Source organism: Rhodovulum euryhalinum (assembly GCF_004342445.1).
Lineage (GTDB): Bacteria > Pseudomonadota > Alphaproteobacteria > Rhodobacterales > Rhodobacteraceae > Rhodovulum > Rhodovulum euryhalinum.
Genome location: NZ_SLWW01000005.1, coordinates 50,190 through 72,031, shown reverse-complemented (window position 1 = coordinate 72,031; position 21,842 = coordinate 50,190). Strand labels below are relative to the sequence as shown.

23 protein-coding genes and 1 other RNA gene are annotated in these 21,842 nt (G+C 67.3%); 9 read left to right on the top strand and 15 right to left on the bottom strand.

Annotated features, from left to right (window positions below):
- Positions 1–15 precede the first annotated feature (15 nt).
- The 7 genes from EV655_RS07425 to EV655_RS07395 all read right to left on the bottom strand — a co-directional run bounded on the left by EV655_RS07425 (position 16) and on the right by EV655_RS07395 (position 7,854).
- Positions 16–1,920, bottom strand: coding sequence for an extracellular solute-binding protein (locus tag EV655_RS07425; RefSeq protein WP_132543392.1), 1,905 nt, complete (start codon positions 1,918–1,920; stop codon positions 16–18).
- A 114-nt stretch (positions 1,921–2,034) separates the two neighbouring features.
- Positions 2,035–2,634 (bottom strand): recombination mediator RecR, encoded by a 600-nt coding sequence (gene recR, locus EV655_RS07420; protein ID WP_132543390.1) that lies wholly within the window; start codon positions 2,632–2,634, stop codon positions 2,035–2,037.
- 5 nt (positions 2,635–2,639) lie between these two features.
- On the bottom strand, positions 2,640–2,984 hold the full coding sequence (locus EV655_RS07415; protein WP_132543388.1) for a YbaB/EbfC family nucleoid-associated protein: 345 nt from the start codon (positions 2,982–2,984) through the stop codon (positions 2,640–2,642).
- Between the two features lie 17 nt (positions 2,985–3,001).
- Entirely contained in the window at positions 3,002–4,747 is a 1,746-nt protein-coding gene (locus tag EV655_RS07410) for a DNA polymerase III subunit gamma/tau (protein WP_132543386.1), read from the bottom strand.
- Positions 4,748–4,819: 72 nt separating this feature from the next.
- Positions 4,820–4,916, bottom strand: an RNA gene (gene ffs, locus EV655_RS07405) — signal recognition particle sRNA small type.
- A gap of 93 nt (positions 4,917–5,009) precedes the next feature.
- Positions 5,010–5,777 (bottom strand): VPLPA-CTERM sorting domain-containing protein, encoded by a 768-nt coding sequence (locus EV655_RS07400; RefSeq protein WP_165905297.1) that lies wholly within the window; start codon positions 5,775–5,777, stop codon positions 5,010–5,012.
- Between the two features lie 166 nt (positions 5,778–5,943).
- Positions 5,944–7,854 (bottom strand): bifunctional 2',3'-cyclic-nucleotide 2'-phosphodiesterase/3'-nucleotidase, encoded by a 1,911-nt coding sequence (locus EV655_RS07395; protein ID WP_243645023.1) that lies wholly within the window; start codon positions 7,852–7,854, stop codon positions 5,944–5,946.
- A 240-nt stretch (positions 7,855–8,094) separates the two neighbouring features.
- On the opposite strand from EV655_RS07395, the gene nudC reads away from it, so the two are divergent.
- The gene (gene nudC / locus EV655_RS07390) at positions 8,095–9,054 is read left to right on the top strand and encodes an NAD(+) diphosphatase (RefSeq protein ID WP_132543380.1); all 960 of its coding nucleotides are present in this window, start codon (positions 8,095–8,097) and stop codon (positions 9,052–9,054) included.
- Between the two features lie 40 nt (positions 9,055–9,094).
- The gene (locus EV655_RS07385; protein ID WP_165905296.1) at positions 9,095–9,568 is read left to right on the top strand and encodes an SRPBCC family protein; all 474 of its coding nucleotides are present in this window, start codon (positions 9,095–9,097) and stop codon (positions 9,566–9,568) included.
- Between the two features lie 7 nt (positions 9,569–9,575).
- Here EV655_RS07385 and EV655_RS07380 read toward each other — a convergent pair whose 3' ends face one another.
- Entirely contained in the window at positions 9,576–10,409 is an 834-nt protein-coding gene (locus tag EV655_RS07380) for a prephenate dehydratase (protein ID WP_132543376.1), read from the bottom strand.
- A 108-nt stretch (positions 10,410–10,517) separates the two neighbouring features.
- On the opposite strand from EV655_RS07380, the gene EV655_RS07375 reads away from it, so the two are divergent.
- Together EV655_RS07375 and EV655_RS07370 are read left to right on the top strand one after the other, a co-directional pair.
- Positions 10,518–11,024 carry a c-type cytochrome gene (locus EV655_RS07375; protein WP_165905295.1) on the top strand — a complete coding sequence of 169 codons (507 nt, stop codon included), beginning with the start codon at positions 10,518–10,520 and terminating at the stop codon, positions 11,022–11,024.
- A gap of 160 nt (positions 11,025–11,184) precedes the next feature.
- Positions 11,185–12,366: a glycosyltransferase family 87 protein gene (locus EV655_RS07370; protein ID WP_132543372.1), complete on the top strand. Its 1,182-nt coding sequence runs from the start codon at positions 11,185–11,187 to the stop codon at positions 12,364–12,366.
- On the opposite strand, the gene EV655_RS07365 is transcribed toward EV655_RS07370, so the two are convergent.
- Complete coding sequence (locus EV655_RS07365) at positions 12,363–13,127, bottom strand: DUF1013 domain-containing protein (RefSeq protein ID WP_132543370.1); 765 nt, start codon at positions 13,125–13,127, stop codon at positions 12,363–12,365. The genes EV655_RS07370 and EV655_RS07365 overlap by 4 nt on opposite strands.
- Positions 13,128–13,259: 132 nt before the next feature.
- Between EV655_RS07365 and EV655_RS07360 the strand changes: the two genes are divergently transcribed.
- Positions 13,260–13,889, top strand: a complete 630-nt coding sequence (locus EV655_RS07360) for a ribonuclease T2 family protein (protein WP_132543368.1) — start codon at positions 13,260–13,262, stop codon at positions 13,887–13,889.
- 151 nt (positions 13,890–14,040) lie between these two features.
- Here the strand turns inward: EV655_RS07360 and EV655_RS07355 are convergent, their stop codons facing one another.
- The 3 genes from EV655_RS07355 to EV655_RS07345 all read right to left on the bottom strand — a co-directional run bounded on the left by EV655_RS07355 (position 14,041) and on the right by EV655_RS07345 (position 16,515).
- On the bottom strand, positions 14,041–14,688 hold the full coding sequence (locus EV655_RS07355) for a PEP-CTERM sorting domain-containing protein (RefSeq protein WP_132543366.1): 648 nt from the start codon (positions 14,686–14,688) through the stop codon (positions 14,041–14,043).
- A gap of 127 nt (positions 14,689–14,815) precedes the next feature.
- Entirely contained in the window at positions 14,816–15,805 is a 990-nt protein-coding gene (locus EV655_RS07350; RefSeq protein ID WP_132543364.1) for an NAD(P)H-quinone oxidoreductase, read from the bottom strand.
- 2 nt (positions 15,806–15,807) lie between these two features.
- On the bottom strand, positions 15,808–16,515 hold the full coding sequence (locus EV655_RS07345) for a COQ9 family protein (protein WP_243645022.1): 708 nt from the start codon (positions 16,513–16,515) through the stop codon (positions 15,808–15,810).
- 111 nt (positions 16,516–16,626) lie between these two features.
- Here EV655_RS07345 and rpsU point away from each other — a divergent pair, with 111 nt between their 5' ends.
- On the top strand, positions 16,627–16,833 hold the full coding sequence (rpsU, locus tag EV655_RS07340) for a 30S ribosomal protein S21 (RefSeq protein ID WP_005614280.1): 207 nt from the start codon (positions 16,627–16,629) through the stop codon (positions 16,831–16,833).
- Positions 16,834–16,986: 153 nt separating this feature from the next.
- Here the strand turns inward: rpsU and EV655_RS07335 are convergent, their stop codons facing one another.
- The gene (locus EV655_RS07335) at positions 16,987–17,445 is read right to left on the bottom strand and encodes an Lrp/AsnC family transcriptional regulator (protein ID WP_132543362.1); all 459 of its coding nucleotides are present in this window, start codon (positions 17,443–17,445) and stop codon (positions 16,987–16,989) included.
- A gap of 137 nt (positions 17,446–17,582) precedes the next feature.
- On the opposite strand from EV655_RS07335, the gene ald reads away from it, so the two are divergent.
- Complete coding sequence (ald, locus tag EV655_RS07330) at positions 17,583–18,701, top strand: alanine dehydrogenase (protein ID WP_132543360.1); 1,119 nt, start codon at positions 17,583–17,585, stop codon at positions 18,699–18,701.
- Between the two features lie 34 nt (positions 18,702–18,735).
- Here the strand turns inward: ald and mscL are convergent, their stop codons facing one another.
- The gene (gene mscL, locus EV655_RS07325; RefSeq protein WP_207901940.1) at positions 18,736–19,140 is read right to left on the bottom strand and encodes a large conductance mechanosensitive channel protein MscL; all 405 of its coding nucleotides are present in this window, start codon (positions 19,138–19,140) and stop codon (positions 18,736–18,738) included.
- A 244-nt stretch (positions 19,141–19,384) separates the two neighbouring features.
- Here mscL and EV655_RS07320 point away from each other — a divergent pair, with 244 nt between their 5' ends.
- On the top strand, positions 19,385–19,978 hold the full coding sequence (locus tag EV655_RS07320) for a glutathione S-transferase family protein (RefSeq protein WP_243645021.1): 594 nt from the start codon (positions 19,385–19,387) through the stop codon (positions 19,976–19,978).
- Between the two features lie 15 nt (positions 19,979–19,993).
- On the opposite strand, the gene chrA is transcribed toward EV655_RS07320, so the two are convergent.
- Positions 19,994–21,190, bottom strand: a complete 1,197-nt coding sequence (gene chrA / locus EV655_RS07315) for a chromate efflux transporter (protein ID WP_132543354.1) — start codon at positions 21,188–21,190, stop codon at positions 19,994–19,996.
- A gap of 155 nt (positions 21,191–21,345) precedes the next feature.
- Here chrA and EV655_RS07310 point away from each other — a divergent pair, with 155 nt between their 5' ends.
- Positions 21,346–21,834 (top strand): lytic transglycosylase domain-containing protein, encoded by a 489-nt coding sequence (locus tag EV655_RS07310; protein WP_243645020.1) that lies wholly within the window; start codon positions 21,346–21,348, stop codon positions 21,832–21,834.
- Positions 21,835–21,842 lie beyond the last annotated feature (8 nt).

The following is a 21,842-nucleotide window of genomic DNA, read 5'->3' as shown; positions in this document are numbered from 1 at the left end:
GGCTGCTCTGCCTCGTTATCTGATGGCCCCGGCGGCGCGGAGCTTCTGGGCCTTCTCGGCGTTATACCACCAGAAGTCGAGATTGCCCAAGGCATAGGGCGGCAGGGGATCGGGATGCTCGTACATGTCGTAATATGCGACGGTGTGGGTGTTCTTGTACCATTGCGGCACCCAGAAGCGTTCAGCGCGCAGCACCCGGTCCAGCGCCTTGACCGCGGTGGTCAGTTCGGCATCGGACTGGGCGGCAAGCACGTTCTCGATCAGCCGGTCCACAGCCTCGCTTTTCAAGCCCATGCTGTTGAACACCGAACTGTCGGCGGTTTCCGACCCGAAATACTGCCGCAGGCCCGAGCCGGGGATATAGTCCATCGGGAACTGTGCGGTGATCACGTCGAAATCGTAAGAACGCTCGCGGTTGGTGGCCTGGGCGTTGTCCACGCGCGTGTGCACCGCATCGACCCCAAGCCGCCGCAGGTTCTCGACATAAGGGTTGATCACCCGGTCGAAGGTCTGGCTGTCGTTCAGGAACTCGACGCGCAGGGTCTGGCCGTCCTTCCGGCGCATCCCGTCCTCGCCCACGATCCAGCCCGCCTCGTCCAGCAGCGCCGAGGCCGCGCGCAGGTTGCCCCGGTCGAGCTGGCGGTTGCCTGAGGTCGGTGCCATAATCGCGGGTTCGGTCAGGATCGTTCCGGGCAAAAGTCCGTCCGCCACCAGCGGTTCCAGCAGCGCGCGTTCGCCCTCGGTCGGCATCCCCTCCGCGGCCAGATAGCTGTTTTCCCAGAACGAGTTGATCCGCGCGTAAATCCCGTAGAACAGCGTCTCGTTCGACCATTCGAAGTTGAACATCAGCCCGATCGCCTCGCGCACCCTGGGATCCTGGAACTGCGGGCGGCGCAGGTTGAAGGCAAAGCTCTGCCCGGTCGCGAGATTGCCGTCGGGCAGTTCCACCTTCTTGATCCAGCCGTTCTGCACCGCCGGAAAGTCGTAGCCGGTGGCCCAGCTCTTGGACGAGGCCTCGTTGCGGAACGTGTAGGTGCCGCCCTTGAACCCCTCGAAGGCGGCGTTGTAGTCGGCGTAGTATTCGATCCGGATACGGTCGAAATTGTTCCGCCCCACGTTGATCGGCAGGCTCGCCCCCCAATAGTCCGGGTCGCGCTCGTAGACGATGGTCTGGCCGACATCGAGTTCCTTGAGCACGTAGGGTCCCGAGCCCAACAGCGGTTCGAGGCTCGATTCCTCGAAATCGCGGCCGGTGGACTCGTAATGTGCCTTCGAGAACACCGGCAACCCGCCGACAAGTTGCGGCAGGTCGCGCTTGGGCGCGTCGGCCTTGAAGGTGAACTTCACCCTTCCGTCCTCCAGCACCTCGGCGCTTTCAACCTGGCGCGAAAGCTGGACGCGAAAGCTTGGCAGGCCCTTGTCGCGGAAAAGCTCGAAGGAAAAGACCACATCCTCAGCCGTCACCGGGCTGCCGTCCGAGAACCGTGCCTCGGGCCGCAGCGTGAAGACCGCCCAGGACCGGTCCTCGGGATATTCGACGCTTTCCGCCAGCAACCCATAGGCCGATCCGGCCTCGTCGGCGGTACCGGTCAGAAGCGACTCGAAGAACCCGTTCGACAGCGCGCCTGCGCGGCCCTTGGTGGTGTAGGGATGCATCGAATCGAAGGATCCGAAGCCCCAGACCGAGATCTCGCCCCCCTTGGGCGCCCCGGGGTTCACGTAGTCGAGATGCGGAAAATCGGCGGGATACTTCAGCGTGCCGAAGGTCGAGATGCCATGCGCCACGGTCACGTTCTCGTCGGCCAGCGTCTGATGCGCCCAGAGCGCGAGCGCAAGCGCCACCGCCCCCGCTGTCAGCCAGAACCGGTGCGGCAGGGCGCGGGCCAGGACGGCGGCACGGGCCGGACGGGGCGTGGGCATCTTTGGAAACCTCCCTGTTTCGACGGAGCATCTAGCGCACCGCTTGCGCAAGGCTAAGGGCCCGCTTGCCGGCTGTTCAAGTTGAGATTGCGTGAGAATGGCGCGAGGCGGGATTCAGAAGCCCTTGCGCGCCTTCAGCGCGGCGCTGATCGTGCCATCGTCCAGATAATCAAGCTCACCCCCGATCGGCACGCCCTGGGCAAGCGAGGTGATCGCGACCCCCGCACCCGCCAGTTCCTCGGCGATGTAATGCGCGGTGGTCTGGCCGTCGACGGTGGCGTTCAGCGCAAGGATCACCTCGGCGATCCCTTCGTCGCGCACCCGGGCCACCAGCACAGGGATGCGCAACTCTTCCGGCCCCACGGAATCCAGCGCCGACAGCGTGCCGCCCAGCACGTGATAGCGCCCCGTGAACGCGCCACCGCGTTCCATCGCCCACAGGTCGGCCACGTCCTCGACCACGCAAAGTTCGCCATTGGCGCGCTTGTCGTCCGAACAGATCTCGCAGAATTCGGCCGTGGTAAGGTTGCCGCAGCGGGGACATTCATGCACCGTCTCGCCGACGCGGCGCAGCGCCTCGGCCAGCGGCACAAGCAGCACCGCGCGCTTTCTGACCAGATGCAGCACGGCACGGCGGGCCGACCGGGGACCAAGCCCCGGTAGCCGTGCCATCATCTCGATCAGCGTCTCGATCTCGCGCGGGCGGTCGCCCATGGGGATCAGACCGGCAGGCCCATCCCCGCGGGCAGACCCAGTTCCTCGGAGAGCTTGCGGGTCTCTTCCTGGGTCTTCTCCTGCGCCTTTTCCTGGGCGTCCTTGATCGCGGCGAGGATCAGGTCCTCGACGACCTCCTTCTCCTCGGCGTTGAAGATCGAGGGGTCGATGTCCAGCGCGGTCAGCGTGCCCTTGGCCGTCGCGGTGGCCTTGACCAGTCCAGCGCCGCTTTCGCCGGTCACCAGCGTTGTAGCCAGTTGCTGCTGCAAGGCGGCCAGCTTGCCCTGCATTTCCTGCGCGGCCTTCATCATCTTGGCCATGTCGCCAAGCCCGCCCAATCCCTTGAACATCCCGTCTCTCCTTTCGTTCAGTCGTCCTCGAAGGGGTCCCACTCGTCCTCGACCTCGGGCAGCGCCTCGAGGGCGGCCGCTTCGGCGGGAAGGTCCGGAGCCCTTATGTCGATGATCTGCGCCTCTGGAAAGGCGTCAAATACGGCCCTGACCAGGGGATGCGCCTTCGCGGCGATCGCCAGCCGGTCCTCCTCGGCCGCGCGGGTTTCGGCAAGGGTCGGGGCGCCGCCCGACCCCACGACCGACACGCCCCAGCGGGCGCCGGTCCAGTCCTGAAGCCGTTGGCCAAGGCGCGCGGCGAGATCGCGGGGCGCGTCCGCGGTCGGCTCGAACTCGATCCGGCCGGGGGCATAGCTGACAAGGCGCAGGCAGGATTCCACCTCGAACAACAGCTTCATGTCGCGATTGGCGCGGATCAGTTCGACCACCTGGTCAAACGCGGCATAGGCCGCCAGCGTCGTCTCGGGAGCCCGGGCAAGCGCGGTGGCCGCCCCGCCGCCGCCGGACGCCGGACGTGGCGCGCTGACCGCTTGCGCGCGCGCCCCCTGCCCCGTACCTGACGGCGTGCCCCCACCCGTGGGCGCGGGGCCTGCGGGCGGCGTGTCGCGCAACTGCCGGACGAGGTCCTCGGGCGCGGGCAGGGTCGAGACATGGGTCAGACGGATCACCGCCATCTCGGCCGCCATCATCGCGTTCGGCGCCTGCGCCACCTCTTCCAGCGCCTTGAGCAGCATCTGCCACATCCGCGTCAGCACCCGCATGGGCAGACGCTCGGCCATGTCGCGGCCCCGCGCGCGTTCGTCGGGGCCCACGGTGGGGTCGTCGGCGGCTTCGGGCGTGATCTTGATGACGCTCAGCCAATGGGTGATCTCGGCCAGATCGCGTAATACCGCCATGGGATCTGCGCCGTCGGCATATTGCGCGGCAAGCTCGGCCAGCGCACCCGCCGCATCGCCCGACACGATCAGGTCGAAAAGGTCGAGAACGCGCCCACGGTCGGCGAGTCCCAGCATGGCGCGCACTTCTTCGGCGGTGGTTTCGCCCGCGCCGTGGGAAATCGCCTGGTCGAGCAGGCTCATCGCGTCCCGCACCGAGCCCTCGGCGGCCCGCGTGATCAGCCCCAGCGCCTCGTCGGTGATCGGCGCGCCTTCCAGCCCGGCGATCCGGCGCAGATGCGCGATCATCACCTCGGGCTCGATCCGACGCAGGTCGAACCGTTGGCAACGGCTCAGGACCGTGACCGGCACCTTGCGGATTTCCGTGGTGGCAAAGATGAACTTCACATGGGCGGGCGGTTCCTCGAGCGTCTTCAGCAACGCGTTGAACGCGTTGTTGGACAGCATGTGAACCTCGTCGATGATGTAGATCTTGTAGCGCGCCGACGCCGCGCGATAGGCCACGCTGTCGATGATCTCGCGGATGTCGCCCACGCCCGTCCGGCTGGCGGCATCCATCTCCATCACGTCGACATGGCGGCCCTCGGCGATCGCCACGCAATGCTCGCACACCCCGCACGGGTCCGTCGTCGCCCCCCCCTGCCCGTCGGGGCCGATGCAGTTCATCCCCTTGGCGATGATCCGGGCGGTGGTGGTCTTGCCGGTGCCGCGGATGCCCGTCATCACGAAAGCCTGCGCGATCCGGTCGGCGGCAAAGGCGTTCCGCAGCGTGCGCACCATCGCATCCTGACCGATCAGGTCGGCAAAGGTGGCGGGGCGATACTTGCGGGCGAGCACCTGGTAGGCGGTGCCTTGGGTCTCGGCCATGGGTCCTCGTGGATTCGCGGGCGCGTGCAAGCCTACGGGCGCCTACCCGTGACGTCCAGCGGATCGGGGATGGGTGAGAGGTTGGACAGCGACCCGAACCGGACTCGTTACGGCTGCTTCCTTCCGGACCTGACCGGGTTGGCGAGGCGTCCGCCCGCGCCAACCTCTCGGGCTAGGACATAGGCGCCCGGGACAGGATTCGCAAGCCTCCAAGGCCCAGGGCCCGGGGCATAACCCGGCCCCGGGCCTTGGGCGGCATGTATCAGGCGCGCGCCTTGCGCGACCGGCCCGCCACGGCGACCGCGCCGAGACCGGTCAGCAACAGCACCATTCCCGCCGGCAACGGAACCGGCGCCACGACATTGCTGAACTCGAACGACCCGCCGGACTGGTAGGCCGTAAACCGCAGTGCGTCGAACTCGATCCCGTCGAAGGACGTGAGAACGGCGCTCTGACCGGGGTGCATCACGATATCGGGCGTACCGAACCGGCTGAATTCCACCCCCCAGAACTCGCCGACGACCGCACCCCCCAGCAGGAATTCAAGACCGTTGGTATTGTCGGCCGATCCCCAAAGCAGAGAAATGCTGGACCGGGAGGTATCGAATTCGAGCACGGCCTGGTTCATCAACGCAGCGGACCCGGCATCCGGCGCGAAGACCGTCCAGAACGAAGCGGTTTCCCATCCGGGCGCGCCGGTAGAGGCAAAGGGCGGTTCATTGTAGACGCCGCCATAGAAAGGCGAACACGCATTCCGGCAGGGATCAAGCGGGTTCGCGGGATCGGTGCCGAGGTCGATCGGGTAGGTGGTGGTCGGAAGCTGCTCGATCGTCGAGCCCGCCTGCCACGCCGAACCCGCCGGCAAATCGCCGCTGCGGGACTGGTCGACCGCGGCCCAGGCATCGGCTGCCCGGGCAGAAACCGTTACGTTGAGCGTTCCGCCCGACTGCGGCAGGGAAATCGTCGTCGCCTGTGCAGCCGAGGCACAGGACAGCGAGGCCAACATCAGCGGGATAGCGACAGATTTCATATTTCCGGCCTCCAAAAAGTCAAGATTTCGCCATAAAATTGCACGCTTGGGTTTAGCATGGCGGTCTTGCCATGACAATTCGGATCCGCGAAGGCGCCGTTTCCGTTGCGGAACCGCTACATTTCCGTTTGGGCAAGAATGATGGGGATCGGGCGGGCGCAAACGCCTATAGGGCGATCCGGAAACGGATGAACCCGTCCGGCCCATCCCCGGCGGGCTCGACGTCGAGCGCGGTCATCTGATCGAGATAGGCCATCGCCCGCGGCCCTGTGTCGAACAGCACCGTGGTTCCGGGCATAGGGGCGAAACGCCAGTTGTTGTCGGCGGTGGGGTCGATCGTGCCCTGCTCGGCGATATAGCGCACGATCACGTCGCGATTTGTGTCCGGCGCCTCAAGGATGATCGTGCTGCCGTCCGCCCCGGGGAAATCCCCCCCGCCCCCCGCGCGGTAATTGTTCGTCGCGACCACGAACTCCATGTCGTCGGTCACCGCCCGCCCCTTCAAGGCCAGGTCGACGATCCGGGCGGCACCGGGATCGACAAGCTTGCCCTTGGGATCGAAACGCGAGGGTTGGGAAAGGTCGATCCGGTAGTCCACCCCGTCGATCACGTCGAAGTTGTAGCTGGGGAAATCGGGGTTCAGAAGCACCTGATCCTGCGTCCCAGGCACGATCCGGTTGAACATCCCCGCCGAGCGTTCGAGCCAGCCCCGAAGCTGGGCGCCCGTGACCCGCACCGCGCGAACCGTGTTGGGAAAAAGGTAAAGATCGGCGACGTGCATGATCGCGATATCACCCGCGGGAACGTCGGTATAGTAGTCGGGGCCCGAACGCCCGCCCGCCTTGAAGGGGGCCGCGGCCGACAACAGCGGCAGACCCGCATGCGGCGTTCCGGCCAGCATCTCGGCCACGTACCAAAGCTGCGCGTTCGCGACGATCTGCACCGAGGGATCATCGGCCACCAGTGCGAAATAGCTGTACAGCGGGGCAGAGGTCCGCCCCACGGCGCGGCGGATGTAGGACAGGGTCTCGTTATGCTCCCTGGCCACCGAGTCGAGCACATGGCGCTCGCTCGTCACCAGAGGCGTCACTGTCCGGTCGTCGTTCCGGCGCGATATGGCGCGCAGGGCGCTTTCATGGCCGATGATGCGCCAGCCGTCGCCGGTCCGCTCGAGCATGAGGTCGATCAGGCCCAGATGCGATCCCCAGAACCCGCCCATCACCGCGGGCTTGCCGTGGATCGTGCCCCGTTCGGCATCGACGCCCGCGATCCCCTCGAAGGCCGGCCCCGGGAAGAAAAGGTGCTGGTGGCCCGTCATCACCACGTCGATCCCCTCGACCGCGGCCAGCGGCACGCTCGCGTTCTCCTGCCCTTCGACATGGTCGGCCTCGCCGATGCCGGAATGATTCAGTGCCACGACGATGTCGGCGCCTTCCTGCTTGATCACCGGCACCCAGGCGCGGGCGGTCTCGACGATGTCGCGGACGGCGACCTTGCCTTCGAGGTGCCGGCGGTCCCAGGTCATCACCTGCGGCGGCATGAAGCCGATCACACCCACGCGGATCGGATACGCGACGCCCGCCCCGTCGATCAACGTCCGTTCCAGGATCACGTAGGGCGGCACAAGGGTCGAATCCTCGGTCGGCCGCGCACCCAGCGTGCGGACGATATTGGCCGAGATCACCGGGAACACGGCCCCCGCAATCGACCGCATGACGAAGTCGAGCCCATAGTTGAACTCGTGATTGCCCAGCGTCGAGGCGTCGAAGCCGACCGCGTTCATCGCCTGGATGATCGGGTGCATGTCGCCGTCCTTCATGCCCCGTTCGTAGGCGATGTAGTCGCCCATCGGGTTGCCCTGCAGGAAATCGCCATTGTCGAACAGCAGCGCATTCGTGGCTTCGGCGCGGATTTCGGCGATATGGGCGGCGGTTCGGGCAAGACCGACGGTATCGACCGGCCGGTCGGAATAGTAGTCGTAGGGGTAGATGTGAACATGCAGGTCCGTCGTCTCCATCAGGCGCAGATGCGCCTGATTGACGGCGGCCTTGGCCGAAAAGGGATGCAGTGCGATCAACGTCGCCCCCGCAGCAGTGCCGGCCAGCAAGGCACGGCGATTCAGGTCGCATCTCGGCGGTCGCACCGTCCAAAGCCCCGTCGCTAGTCCCGAAGCCGGACAGGAATGCCACCACCGATCTTGAACACTATAACCCATGACGGTGGAACGCGAGCACAAACTCGCGCTAAAGGCGAGCACGCTTCCATCGCGCCCAAAGACGTGACATGGCAGGCACGGATCTGACCGTGGAGAACGTGGATGCGGCTGGCAGAGCGGGTGACATTCGGCGGGGGCGGCGGGCTCGACCGGGCGGCGCATCTGCGTTCCGACCGCGCCGCGCTGGCAGACCTGCGCAGCAACGGGGCGGCGCGGGCTCTGCCGCTCTGGCAGGGCAAGCCGCTGGTCTGTGCCGACGGGCTCGGATGGCTTGCGGCGGACCATCCGGTACTCGCCAGCCAGGGCACCGACGCGGTGTTCCTGGGTCTTGCCGGGGGTCACGCCCGGTTCGCGGTGGATCTGTCCGACTGGCAGCCAGCCGACCTGCCTGGAACGCTTGGCGCCTTTGCCGATCCGTCCGAACAGCGCCACCCGGATCTGCCCGAAGACCACGTCTTCGCGGAACTGCGCCGCGAGATGACGCGGTTGTCGGCGCTGGACGCCGAGTTTGCCGCCACGGCGAGGGCCATCCTCGGCTGGCATGCCACCCACCGGTTCTGCGCCCGTTGCGGGGCTGAAAGCCGCGTCATCCAGGCGGGCTGGCAACGCGACTGCCCGTCCTGCGGCGGCCAGCACTTCCCGCGCACCGATCCGGTGGTCATCATGCTGATCACGCACGGCAATTCCGTTCTTCTGGGCCGGTCGCCGGGCTGGCCCGAGGGGATGTTCTCGCTGCTGGCAGGCTTTGTCGAACCGGGCGAGACCATCGAGGCGGCGGTCCGCCGCGAGGTGATGGAAGAGGCCGGCATCCCGGTCGGCCCGGTTTCCTACCTCGCCAGCCAGCCATGGCCCTTTCCGGCCTCTCTGATGATCGGTTGCCACGGGCACGCGACCGCCCGCGAGATAACGCTGGATCCCGTCGAACTCGAAGCCGCCCGCTGGATCACGCGCGAAGACCTGCTGGCCGCCTTCGCCGGCGAGCGCGATGACATCCTGCCTGCGCGAAAAGGCGCGATCGCCCATTTCATCCTCGGATTGTGGCTTGCGGACCGGCTGGATTGACGCAAGATCTGATGGGAACGGCGAAACGGGCGATGGCACGATGAAGTTTTCCACACGAGAGGATATCGGGCTCCCCATCGAGGAGGTCTTCGCGGTGATCTCGGATTTCGACCGGCTGGAGCGCGCCGCGATGCGCCGGGGCGCCGAGATCACCCGCCTTGACTCGCTTGAGGCACCGGGGCCGGGCATGGCCTGGACCGCCCGGTTTACCTTCCGTGGCAAGCGCCGCGCGCTGCACAGCGAGTTGACGACATTCCTGCCGCCCGAGAACCTGGTCGTGCAATCGACGGTCAACGACCTGACCGGCGTCAGCACGCTCGACCTCTTGCGCCTGGCACCGCAGCGGACCCGGCTGGCGGTCGCGGTCGACCTGCGCCCGCAATCGTTTCAGGCGCGGCTGCTGCTGCAGACCCTGCACCTGGCAAAAGGCCGGATGTCAGAGCGATTCAAGTCGGGCGTCGCCCGCTTTGCCCGCGAACTCGAGGCCGGCACCTTCCACGGAACCGACTTCTAGCCCCGTCCTAGTGGCGTTTGCGATCCGCCGGGTAAACCCCCAGGATCTCGGTCTTGGTGGTGAAATAGTCCAGTTCCTCAAGCGCCAGCCTGACATTCGGATCCTCGGGGTGGCCCTCGATATCGGCATAGAACTGGGTCGCGGTGAATGACCCGTCGACCATGTAGCTTTCCAGCTTGGTCATGTTCACGCCGTTGGTGGCAAAGCCCCCCATCGCCTTGTAAAGCGCGGCCGGGATATTGCGCACCTGGAACACGAAGGTCGTCATCATCCCCAGATCGCCGCGCCGCGACCAGTCGGGCTTGCGCGCCATCAGCAGGAACCGCGTGGTGTTCTTGTCGTGATCCTCGATATGCCGGGCAAGAACATCCAGCCCGTAGATCTCGGCCGCAAGGTCGCCCGCCAGCGCCGCCAGCGCCCGGTCGCCCTCCTCGGCGACATGCCGGGCCGACCCCGCGGTATCGGCCCCCGTCACCCGGTGAATTCCGCGCGCCTGCAGGAAGTCGCGGCACTGGCCCAGCAGCACCGTGTGGCTCATCGCCCGGCGGATCTCGTCCAGCCGCGCCCCCGGCACGCCCAGGAGGTTGATATGCACCCGAACGAAGGCCTCTTCGACGATGTGCAGTCCGGAGTCGGGCAAGAGCTGGTGGATGTCGGCCACCCGCCCGTAGGTCGAGTTCTCGACCGGCAGCATCGCAAGGTCCGCCTCGCCGTTCCGCACGGCATCGATCACGTCCTCGAAGGTCCGGCAGGGCACGGCCTCCATCTGCGGGCGGGCGTCGCGGCAGGCCTGGTGCGAATAGGCGCCGGGCTCTCCCTGGAAGGCGATGCGTCGGGTCATGGGGCGGGCCCTCCTTGGCCGGGTCTTCGGGCTGTGCGCGGGTTGATAAACCTTGCAATGGCAGAGTTGAAGCGCATAGGAAAGACCCGGGAAAAACGGGAAATCGACATGTCGGCCATCTTGGGCTTCATCAAATTCGCGGCCGCCTTGTGCCTTGCCCTGGCGATCTTCTTCGTCGTCAACCTGGCAAGCGGCGGTCTTTTCACCAACCGGGACCTCGAGGAACCAGCCTATGTGATCCTGCGGGACGAGGAAGAGGCGCCCGCAGCCCCGGCCGAGGAACAGAGCTTCGAAGAGTTGCTGGCCGCAGCCGACCCCGCGGCGGGAGAACGGGTTTTCAAGGAATGTCGCGCCTGCCACAGGGTCGAGGAAGGGGTCCACATGGTTGGCCCATCGCTCTACAACGTGGTGGGCCGCGCGGTGGCGTCGGTGTCGGAGTTCAAGTACTCTGATGCGATGACAGGTCTCGACGGCGAATGGACGCCCGAGCGGATCGACGCGTTCATCACCAATCCCCGGGACTACGCCCCGGGCACGGCAATGACCTTCGCCGGCCTTGACAAGGCGGCGGATCGTGCGGCGGTGATTGCCTACCTGCAAAGCCTCGGCATGTGATCGCGGCGCCTCGGCTGGCGGGCAGCAGTGCGGGGCCGGACGACGGCGCCCGCAAACGGGTGTCCGACAGTCGGGTGGCGCGCGTCATTCCCGCCGTTGACTTGCATGGGCCGCAGCGGGCAGCCTGTCATCAGGTCGGATTTCCCGGACGAGTTTGCCATTGGCCTTTTTCAACGAAGACCGCCTGCGCACCTATCCGCGCATCATCGTGCTGGGCTATCTCGTTTCGGCCGTGCTGACCATCGGCTACTGGCTCGCGCGGCCCTTGTCGGGCGTGGCGAACCCGGGCGGGGATTTCATCGTCTTCCACGCCGCCGCCCGGATGGCCGCCAGCGGTGCCGCGGCCCAGGCCTATGATCCGGACGCGCTGAAGCAGGTCTATTCGACGATCCTGCCGGGCATGGACAACCTCCTGGGCTGGTACTACCCGCCAGTCTTTTTCCTGCCGCTGGAACCTCTGGCGCACTTGCCCTATTTCGCCGCGCTTGCGGCCTGGACCACCGTCACGGCGGCCCTGTTCGCGCTGGCTGTGCGCCCGCTGATCCGCCATCGGGACGAGGCCTGGGCGATCGCGGCCTCGGCCCCGGTGTTCTACAACCTCTTCGACGGACAGAACGGATTTCTGACGGCGGCGCTGGTCATCTGGGCCTTCCGCGCGCTGGCCGTCCGCCCCGCGCTGGCCGGCGTCGCATTGGGCTGCCTGTGCTACAAGCCGCACCTCGCCATCCTGTTCCCGGTGCTCCTGGCGGCTCTTGGCCAGTGGCGGGCGATCGGCGCCGCCGCCGCGACCGTCGCCGTAGCGGTTGGCCTGTCGCTGGTCGCCTACGGCGTCGCCCCCTGGCAGGCCTTCTTCGCCGAGAACCTGCGCAATCTCTCGCAGTTCCACGGCACGGCGGGCAGCTTTCCGATGGCGCGGATCGCCTCGCCCCATGCGCTGGTACTCGGGATGGGGGCCGGGGCCGGAACCGCCCGGCTGGTGCAGCTTGGCTTCATCGCGGCCGTGGCCGCGGCGATCCTGCTGATGGCGCGCCGGCGGGTACCGCTCCCGCTGCTGTTCGCGTTCACGGTGGCCGCGATGGTGCCCGCTTCGCCGCACAACTTCCTTTACGACTGGACGGTTCTGGTGGTGCCGATGCTGGTGCTGTTCCGCGAGATCGAACGCACGGGCGCGCTGGCGTTCGAAAAGGCGGTCATGCTGGCCGTTTTCATCGCCGCCCTGCCGCTTGGCAGCCTGCCGATCGGCATGACGATGTCGCCGGGCGTGGTGGTTCCCCTGGCGCTGATGGCCGTGATCGCGCGCCGGGCGGTCCGGGCGCGCGATCCTGACCGGGACCTCGCCTAGCGCCGGTCCTCGTCGTCCTCGTCGTCCTCGTCATCGTCCGCATCGGGCAGGTTGAAGAAGCTGTCCGCGTCGGGGATCGTGTCGTCTTCCTCGTCGTCGTCCCGCGCACCCGACAGCGTGAAGGTCTCAAGCCCCGAGATCGCGGTCGGAAGGCGCGGCTCGGGATCCATCCCGAGCGATTGTTCGGTCGACACCAGCTTGCGCCGCTCGTCGTCCGACATCAGCGCGCCGTCGGCCGCCCTGGCCTTGGCCGCCTTCTGCACGGCGGCGTCAAGCTCGCTCTGCCGGCAGAGCCCCAGCGCCACGGGGTCGATCGGCTGGATGTTCGAGATGTTCCAGTGGGTCCGTTCGCGAATCGACTGGATCGTCGGCTTGGTGGTGCCGACCAGCTTGGAGATCTGGCCGTCCGACAGTTCGGGATGGAACTTGACCAGCCACAGTATCGCCGCAGGCCGGTCCTGACGCTTGGACAGCGGGGTATAGCGGGGCCCGCGCCGCTTCTCCTCGCCGACGGCGGCGGGATTGAACTTGAGCTTGAGCCGGTAGAGCGGATCGGCCTCGCCCTTGCGGATCTCGACCGGGTCAAGCTGGCTGTTGGCGATCGGGTCAAAGCCCTTGACGCCCGTGGCGACATCGCCATCGGCGATCCCCTGGACCTCGAGTTCATGCATGCCGCAGAATTCGGCGATCTGCTTGAAACTCAGCGTCGTGTTGTCTACCAGCCAGACTGCGGTGGCCTTGGCCATGATCGGCTTGTTCATGGGTGAAACTCCTCTCGAACAAACAAAAGGCTCCCCAGCCGGGAAAACGGCTGCGCCGGTGTGGCGCCAATCCTCGTTTTCGGGGAGATTGACCGCGTATATAGTCGGCAACGGGTCCGGAGAAAAGAGAAAATGCGCTGGCTCGTCCTGCTGGTTCTGACTGCCACGATCGCCCGCGCCGAAGGTGAAACGGCCGGGGCATTCGATTACTACGTGCTGTCGCTCAGCTGGTCCCCGACATGGTGCACGCTCGAAGGCGAGCGCCGCGACAGTCCGCAATGCGACGATGGCGCCAGCCGCGGCTGGGTCTTGCACGGGCTTTGGCCGCAATACGAACGCGGCTGGCCCAGCAACTGCCCGACAACGAAGCCCAGGCCCTCGCGACGCGAAACCCGCGCAATGGCCGACATCATGGGCAGCCCCGGCGCCGCCTGGCACCAGTGGAACAAGCACGGGCGCTGTTCCGGTCTGTCCTCGGCAGAATATTTCGCGCTTTCCCGGCGCGCCTACGACACGGTCAATCGGCCCGACGTTTTCGGCAAGCTGCCCGATGGCGTGCGCCTGCCCGCCGCCGTGGTGGAAGAGGCGTTCCTGCAGGCCAACCCCGGGTGGCGGCCCGACATGCTGACGATCACCTGCAAGGCCGGCCGCATCCAGGAGGCGCGGCTTTGCCTGACCCGCGATCTAAAGCCCCGGCTCTGCGGCGATGACGTGATCGAGGATTGCGACCTGCGTGACGCGCTGATGGAGGCAATCCACTAGGAAACGCCCGGCGCGAAACTCGCCGGCCCCGCCCGATCAGGGCGGGGCCGGCCGCCTTGTCCCGCCGACGCCACGAGCGCGTTCCCCCAAACACGCCCGGGATCGAGAGCGGGCGGCGGCCTTTTGCCGGCCCGGGCCGCCTGCGCGCCGATCAGGCGCGGCGGCCCTGCCGTGCAAATGCGAACGCGGCCAGACCGGCAAGCATCAGCGCCGCCGAGGCCGGCAGCGGAACCGGGGCCGGTGCGGCCGTCACGAGGTTCTGGCTCTTGACCGGGCTCGCCTGCGAGTCGAGGAAGGTCAGGAGATACCCCCCTGCCCGTTCGTCGAGCACCAGGAAATCGGCAGCCTTGTCCTCGACGCTGTCGGGCGTCGCGCCGCGCAGCGAGAACGCACCCCCGCCAAGGCTGACATTGCCGCCATCATAGACCAGTTCCCAGATCGCCACCTGGAACGCCGCCGAACTGACCGCATCCACCACGTCGGCGTAGTGCTGGGTGAACAGCCGGTCGAGATTGGTGACCACCTCGCTGCCGAAAAGGCCGGGATTGGGCGTGTAGGGCGTCGCGCTCTGGATCAGGACATGGTCGATATCGACGCACCAGCCCAGCAGCCGGTCGCCCGTGCCGGCCACGTCAAAGGTGAACCCGCCCGCACTGGCCCCCATGTTCTTTCCCAGGAAGCGGAAATAGGTATTCACCGCCCCTTTTTCCTGCCCGACATAGTCGAGATCGATCGTCGAGGCCGACGCAACGGCCAGCGAGCCGACAAGGGCCAGACCGGCCACACCAAAAACGCGCATATTCACCACCAGGACCACCGTTTACAGGTCCGGCCGCAGGTCGCGGCCAGTTCCATCAAGGTAATTCTGTGGCAGGAAGATGGCCAGAAGCAGGATCGAAACAATGCGTTTCGCAGGCCGGTCGCTGTCAGGCCACCTTCAGGACGATCTTTCCGACATGGGCGCTCGATTCCATGCGGGCGTGGGCGGCAGTGGCGTCAGCCAGCGGGAATTCGCTGTCCATCACCGGCAGCACGCGCCCCGCGGCGATCAGAGGCCACACCTTCTCGCGCAGGTCCGCCGCGATCCGCGCCTTGGCAAGGTCCGATTGCGGGCGCAGGGTCGAACCCGTGATCGTCAGCCGCCGCATCATCACCTGGGCGAAGTTCAGTTCCACCTTCGGCCCCTTGAGAAAGGCGATCTGCACCAGCCGCCCTTCGTCGGCCAGAGCGCGAACATTCCTGGGCAAGTAGTCACCGCCCACCATGTCGAGGATCAGATCGGCCCCGCCCTCGGCGCGCAGCACCTCGACGAAATCCTCTTCGCGGTAGTCGATGGCGCGCTCTGCCCCCAGCGCCACGCAGGCCGCGCATTTCTCGGGGCTGCCCGCGGTCGCAAAGACCCGCGCGCCGAAGACATGGGCCAGCTGGATCGCGGTGGTGCCGATGCCCGACGACCCGCCATGGACCAGGAACCGCTCGCCCGCCACCAGCCCGCCGCGCTGGAAGACGTTCGACCAGACAGTAAAGAAGGTCTCGGGCAGGCAGGCGGCCTGTTTCAGGTCCAGTCCCTCGGGCACCGGCAGCGCATGCGCCGCGGGGGTAACCACGTATTCCGCATAGCCACCGCCCGGCAACAGCGCACAGACCAGATCGCCGACCGCCGGCCCGGACACGTCAGGCCCCAGCGCGACGACCTCGCCCGCGCCTTCCAGTCCCGGCAGGTCCGAGGCCCAGGACGGCGGCGCGTAGAGCCCGGCCCGCTGCAGTGCATCGGGCCGGTTCACGCCGGCATAGGCCAGCCGGATCAGGATCTCGCCCGCGCCGGGCACGGGCACCGGCCGCTCGGCCGGGCGCAGAACGTCGGGGCCACCGGCCTCGGTGATTTCCACCGCGCGCATCGTTGCGGAAAGGGTCATGCTCACTCCGTGCGCGGCGTCAGCGAGCCCGGCATGCGAAGGCGGGGCCGGGCGTGGGGCGGCCTGATCTGGCTGGCGATCAGGTTCGGACCGAAGAGCAGCGGCTTGAGCAGCCAGTTCTTCCGCGCCTGCGCCTTGGCCTTCTCGAACTGCATCACGTTCTCGATGCGGCGGTCCAGGAACTCCCACGTGGCCTGGTGACCGGGCGTCTCGTCGCCCAGCCAGTACAGGACCGTCGCACCATAGACCGCGGACAGCGAGGCGCGCTTGGTGTACCAGTTCACGTCATCCGAGCTGTCACCAAGGGCCATCCAGATCCGGTCCGCGGTGCCCCAGACAAGGCGCGAGCCATCAGAGGCGTATTGCGGCAGGGCAAAGAGCGTCGCGCCGCGGCGGACCACCTCCTTGTCGTCCACCGCCTCGATCCGGTAGCGGATCGCCAGCGCCACCTTGTCCCGGATGCGCATCTCGGCCAGATCGACGGCGTTCAGGCGGCGCGCCATCTCGTCGTCGCCACGCCGGTGGTAGGCCACGGCAAGATCCACCCCGCCGCGCGGGCAGGCGGCGCGCGCAAGCTGTAGCTCGACACCCGAATCGGCCACCGCCGCGCGAAAGGCGGCCTCGCTCCAGCCGTCGAAGGGCACATGCAGCATGGCCGCATCGAGAAGCTGTTCCTTGACATGATCCATGCCGGTCGGCGTGTCGGTCATTCCGTGCCCTCCTGTTGTCGGGTCGCTGTATAGACAAGTTAGCGGGGCTTTGCTATACGGCCACCTCCTGCCTGTAATCGAAACTCTAACAGGAAAGGTGGTGACACCCACATGCAGGTCAGTGTTCGCGACAACAATGTCGACCAGGCGCTTCGCGCGTTGAAGAAAAAGCTTCAGCGCGAGGGCGTGTTTCGCGAGATGAAGCTCAAGCAGCATTTCGAGAAGCCGTCCGAGAAGAAGGCGCGCGAGAAGGCCGAGGCCATCCGCCGTGCCCGCAAGCTGGCGCGGAAGAAAGCGCAGCGCGAAGGGCTTCTCTAGGCCCGTCGACATGGCGAACAGGGGCTTCGGCCCCGTGCGACGACCCCCGCGGCTCTGCCCGGGGGTTTGTTGTTTTGAGGGGTCAAGGGGGGCCATGCCCGGGTGCGAAGACAGAGCCCGGCGCGCCCAACCGGGGCCGGCGCCCGTGCCCCGCTAGACCGGCAGGGCGGTGGTCTTGAACACGGTCCGAAGCGCGAACGAGGATTGCATGCGCGCGACCCCCGGCAACCGCGTGAGATATTGCCGGTGGATGCGGGCGAAATCCTCGGAATCCTCGGCCACGACCTTCAGCAGGTAATCGGCGCTGCCCGCCATGAGGTGACATTCCAGAATGTCCGGCACCCGCGCGACCGCCTTTTCGAAGGCCTCCAGCACCTCGTCGGCTTGGCCGGACAGCGTGATCTCGACGAAGACGGTCGTCGGGCGCCCCAGCTTGCGCGGATCGAGAAGCGCGACGTAGTCGCGGATGTATCCCTGCGATTCCAGCCGGGCGACCCGGCGGTGACAGGCCGACGGCGAGAGGTTCACCCGCTCGCTCAGATCAGCGTTCGAGATGCGGCCCTGTTTCTGAAGCACCCTCAGCAGGCGCCTGTCGGTGTCGTCCAGCTCCATCGATTCGCGGATTCCTTCGAGGATCGGCCCCAAACTTGCACGATTTCCGCGCGATCGCACGAAGGAAGGCGCCCGGTTTTCAATGCACTCCCCCGCAGACTGCGGCATCATGCCCCAAGGAGGAAGGGAGACACACAATGCGCATCGGTTGCCCGAAGGAAATCAAGCCGCAGGAATACCGGGTGGGGCTGACGCCCCATGCCGTTCGCGAGGCGGTGGCCCATGGCCACGAGGTGCTGGTCGAACCCGGCGCGGGGCTGGGCGCGGGATTCGCGGACGCGGACTACACTGCGGCGGGGGCAGCGATCGCGGACAGCGCCGAAGAGGTGTTCGCGCTTTCCGAAATGATCGTGAAGGTCAAGGAGCCCCAGGCCGGGGAACGCAAGCGCCTGCGCGAGGGACAGGTGCTGTTCACCTATCTGCACCTCGCCCCGGACCCCGACCAGACACGCGACCTGCTGGACAGCGGCGTGACCGCCATCGCCTACGAAACGGTGACCGATGCGGCGGGCGGGCTGCCGCTGCTGGCGCCGATGTCCGAGGTGGCCGGCCGGCTGGCCGCGCAGATGGGCGCCTGGGCGCTGCAGAAGGCCAATGGCGGGCGCGGCACGCTGATGGGCGGCGTGCCGGGCGTCGGGCCCGCCGAGGTGGTGGTGATCGGCGGCGGCGTGGTCGGCACCCATGCGGCGCGGATCGCGGCCGGGATGGGCGCCGAGGTCACGGTACTGGACCGGTCGCTGCCGCGGCTGCGCTATCTCGACGACGTGTTCGGACCCATGTTCCGCACGCGCTATTCCTCGGGCGGCGCGCTGGCCGAACTGCTGGAACGGGCCGATCTCGTGGTGGGCGCGGTGCTGATCCCCGGCGCCGAGGCGCCCAAGCTGGTCAGCCGCGGCGACCTGGCCCGGATGAAACACGGCGCGGTGCTGGTGGATGTCGCCATCGACCAGGGGGGCTGTTTCGAGACGTCGAAGCCCACCACCCATGACGACCCGATCTACGAGGTCGACGGGATCGTGCATTACTGCGTGGCCAACATGCCGGGCGCGGTACCGCGGACCTCGACCATCGCGCTGGGCAATGCGACCATGCCCCACATGCTGGCGCTGGCCGACAAGGGCTGGCGCCGGGCCTGCGAGGATGACCCGCACCTGCTGGCCGGGCTGAACACCCATGCCGGGCACCTGACCTATTACGCGGTGGGCAAGGCGCAGGGCATCGACGTGCTGTCACCGCACCTGGCGCTGAAGGCCTGAGCGGACGGGCGCCCGGCGGCGCCCGCCCGCTGGTTCAGCCGCGCGCCTTCAGGGCGTCCCGGATTTCCATCAGCAGGTCTTCCTGAGTGGGGCCGGCGGGCGTTTCAGCCGACGCCTGCTCGGCCTTCATCGCCATGTCCTTGACCTTGTTGACCATCTTGACCAGCAGGAAGACGACCCAGGCGATGATCAGGAAATTGATCAGCGCGGTGATGAAATTGCCATAGGCAAAGACACCGGCGTTGTCGCCCTCGCCGATCCGGATGCCCATCCCCGAGAAGTCGACACCGCCCATGAACAGGCCGATGATCGGGTTGATCAGATCCTCGACCAGCGAGGTGACGATGGCCGTGAACGCGGCCCCGATGATAATGCCCACGGCCATGTCCATCACGTTGCCCCGGGCGATGAAATCGCGAAATTCCTTCAGCATGTCCACTCCACTGGAAATCGGTGTTTCAGGTTGCGTCACCAATGCGACGGTGCCGCAAGGATAGGACGGCGCCAGCCGGGCGTGTTGCGTTTTTTCCTGCCAGCGCCCAGAACAGCGCCGGTTTCCGTCAGAAAGAGGTACCATGGCCACGACGATTGCTCATCCGATTACAAAGCGCTGGCCGCCGCGCAGGCCGGGCGCGATCCAGCTGTATTCCTTTCCGACGCCGAACGGGGTGAAGGTGTCGATCATGCTCGAGGAGACGGGGCTGCCCTATGATGCCCACAGGGTCGACATCAATGCGGGGGACCAGGTCTCCGAGGCGTTCCTGTCGCTCAACCCGAACAACAAGATCCCCGCGATCATCGACCCCGACGGACCCGGGGGCACGCCGCTCGCGCTATTCGAAAGCGGCGCGATCCTGATCTATCTGGCCGAGAAGACGGGACAGTTCCTGCCCGCCGATCCACCCGCGCGCTACGAGGTCCTGCAATGGCTGATGTTCCAGATGGGGGGCATCGGGCCGATGTTCGGGCAGATGGGGTACTTCGTGAGGTTCAAGGGCGCCGAGATCGAGGATCCGCGCCCCCGCACGCGCTATGTGGACGAGTCGGTGCGGCTGATGAAGGTGCTGGACGACCGGCTGGAGGGGCGCGACTGGATCTGCGGCGACTATTCCATTGCCGACATCGCGATCGCGCCCTGGCTGCGGACGGTTCTGGTGGGCTATGACGCGGGCCCGATCGTGGGCTGGGAGGGGTTTCGCAACCTGCCCGTCTATCTAGACCGGTTCCTCGCGCGCGGGGCGGTGCAGCGCGGGCTGGTGCAGCCGCCGCGGGACTGAACAAGCGGCGGCGGCTCAGGCAGTCAGCGCAAGCCCCGCGCCGCCCGCCGCCGCCATCAGGACCACCGCCCAGGGCGGCGCCTTCCATGCCATCAGCGCGACAAAGCAGGCCAGCGCCAGGGCGAAGTCGCGCATGTCGCCCACGGCGCCGGTGAAGACCGGGGAATAGAGCGCGGCGCCCAGGATGCCCACCACCGCCGCGTTCGCGCCCCGCATCAGCGCCTGCACCGGGGCCAGCGCGCGGAACCGGTCCCAGAAGGGCAGCACGCCGACGAGGATTAGGAACCCCGGCAGGAACACCCCGACAAGCGCAAGGACCGCGCCAGCGATGCCGTTCGGCGCCGGGACCAGCACCGCGCCCAGATAGGCGGCGAAGGTGAACAGGGGGCCGGGCACCGCCTGTGCCGCGCCATACCCGGCGAGAAAGGCGTCCTCGGTGACCCAGCCGGGGGCGACCACCTCGGCCTGCAACAGCGGCAGCACGACATGCCCGCCGCCGAACACCAGCGCCCCCGCCCGGTAAAAGGCATCCAGGACCGCCGGGGCCTGGCCCAGCACCGCAACCGCCGGCAGCAGCCCCAGAAGCCCCGCGAACAGGCCCAGCGCGATCCAGGCGGCACCCCGCGGGACCGCCATGGCGAAAGGCCCGCGCGATGCGCCGCCCGTTGCCCCGCCGGGGCCCCGGCAGAGGATCAGCCCGGCAAGGGCCCCGGCCAGGATCGCGCCCACCATGCCGATGGCGCCGGGTGCGACGGCCAGCACCGCAACGGCACCGGCGGCGATCCCGGCCCGCGCACGGTCGGGGCAGAGGCTGCGCGCCATACCCCAGACCGCCTGAGCGACGATGGCGACGGCAACGATCTTGAGCCCGTCGAGCGCGCCCATACCGATCGGCCCCCGGATCGAGGCCGCCGTCATCGCGAACACCAGCAGGATCAGCGCCGAGGGCAGCGTGAACCCGGCAAAGGCCGCCAGCGCCCCGCGCCAGCCGGCCCGCATCAGCCCCAGCGCAAAGCCCACCTGCGACGAGGCGGGCCCCGGCAGGAACTGGCATAGCGCGACGAGATCGGCATAGGCGGCATCGTCAAGCCAGCGCCTGCGGGTCACGAACTCGTCACGGAAATAGCCCAGATGGGCGATCGGGCCGCCAAAGGACGTCAGGCCCAGCTTGAGGAAGGCGGCGAACACCTCGGCCGCGCTTGCCCTGTCCATCTTCCTGTCCTCGCCCTTCTTTTCCCCGGAAGGTTAGACGCGGGCACCAGGGCGCGCCAGTGGCCGCGCGGATTTCCGCGCAACCGGGCAGCACCCCCTTGCCCCGCGCGCGCAACCGGGCCCCAATCGGGCAGCAATGATCGCGGAGGCGGGCGATGACGGTCAGGATGATGCGGATATCCCGCGCCCTTGTGGCGGCGCTGGCGCTGTCGGCCTGTGGCGGGGGCGCGCCCGAGACGACGCGGGGCACGTTCGTGCCGGGAGGCACGGCAGAGATCAGGGCGCTTGCCGACCGCTATGCCGACCGCTACGGCGTGCCGCGCAGCCTGGTCCACCGGGTGATCCAGAGGGAAAGCGGCTATCGCCCCGACGCGCGCAACGGACCCTATTACGGGCTGATGCAGATCCTTCCCGAGACCGCGCGCACCATGGGGTTTCGCGGCGAACCGCACCAGTTGCTGGATGCCGAGATCAACCTCACCTGGGCCGTGAAATACCTGCGCGGGGCGTGGCTGTTGTCCGACGGCAGCGAGGCGGCGGCGGTGGGCTATTATGCGCGCGGCTATTATTACGACGCGCGTGATCGCTGCATGCTGGTCGAAACCGGGCTGCGGGCCCGCGAGGTTCGCAAGACTTGCGCCTGACCGGCCAG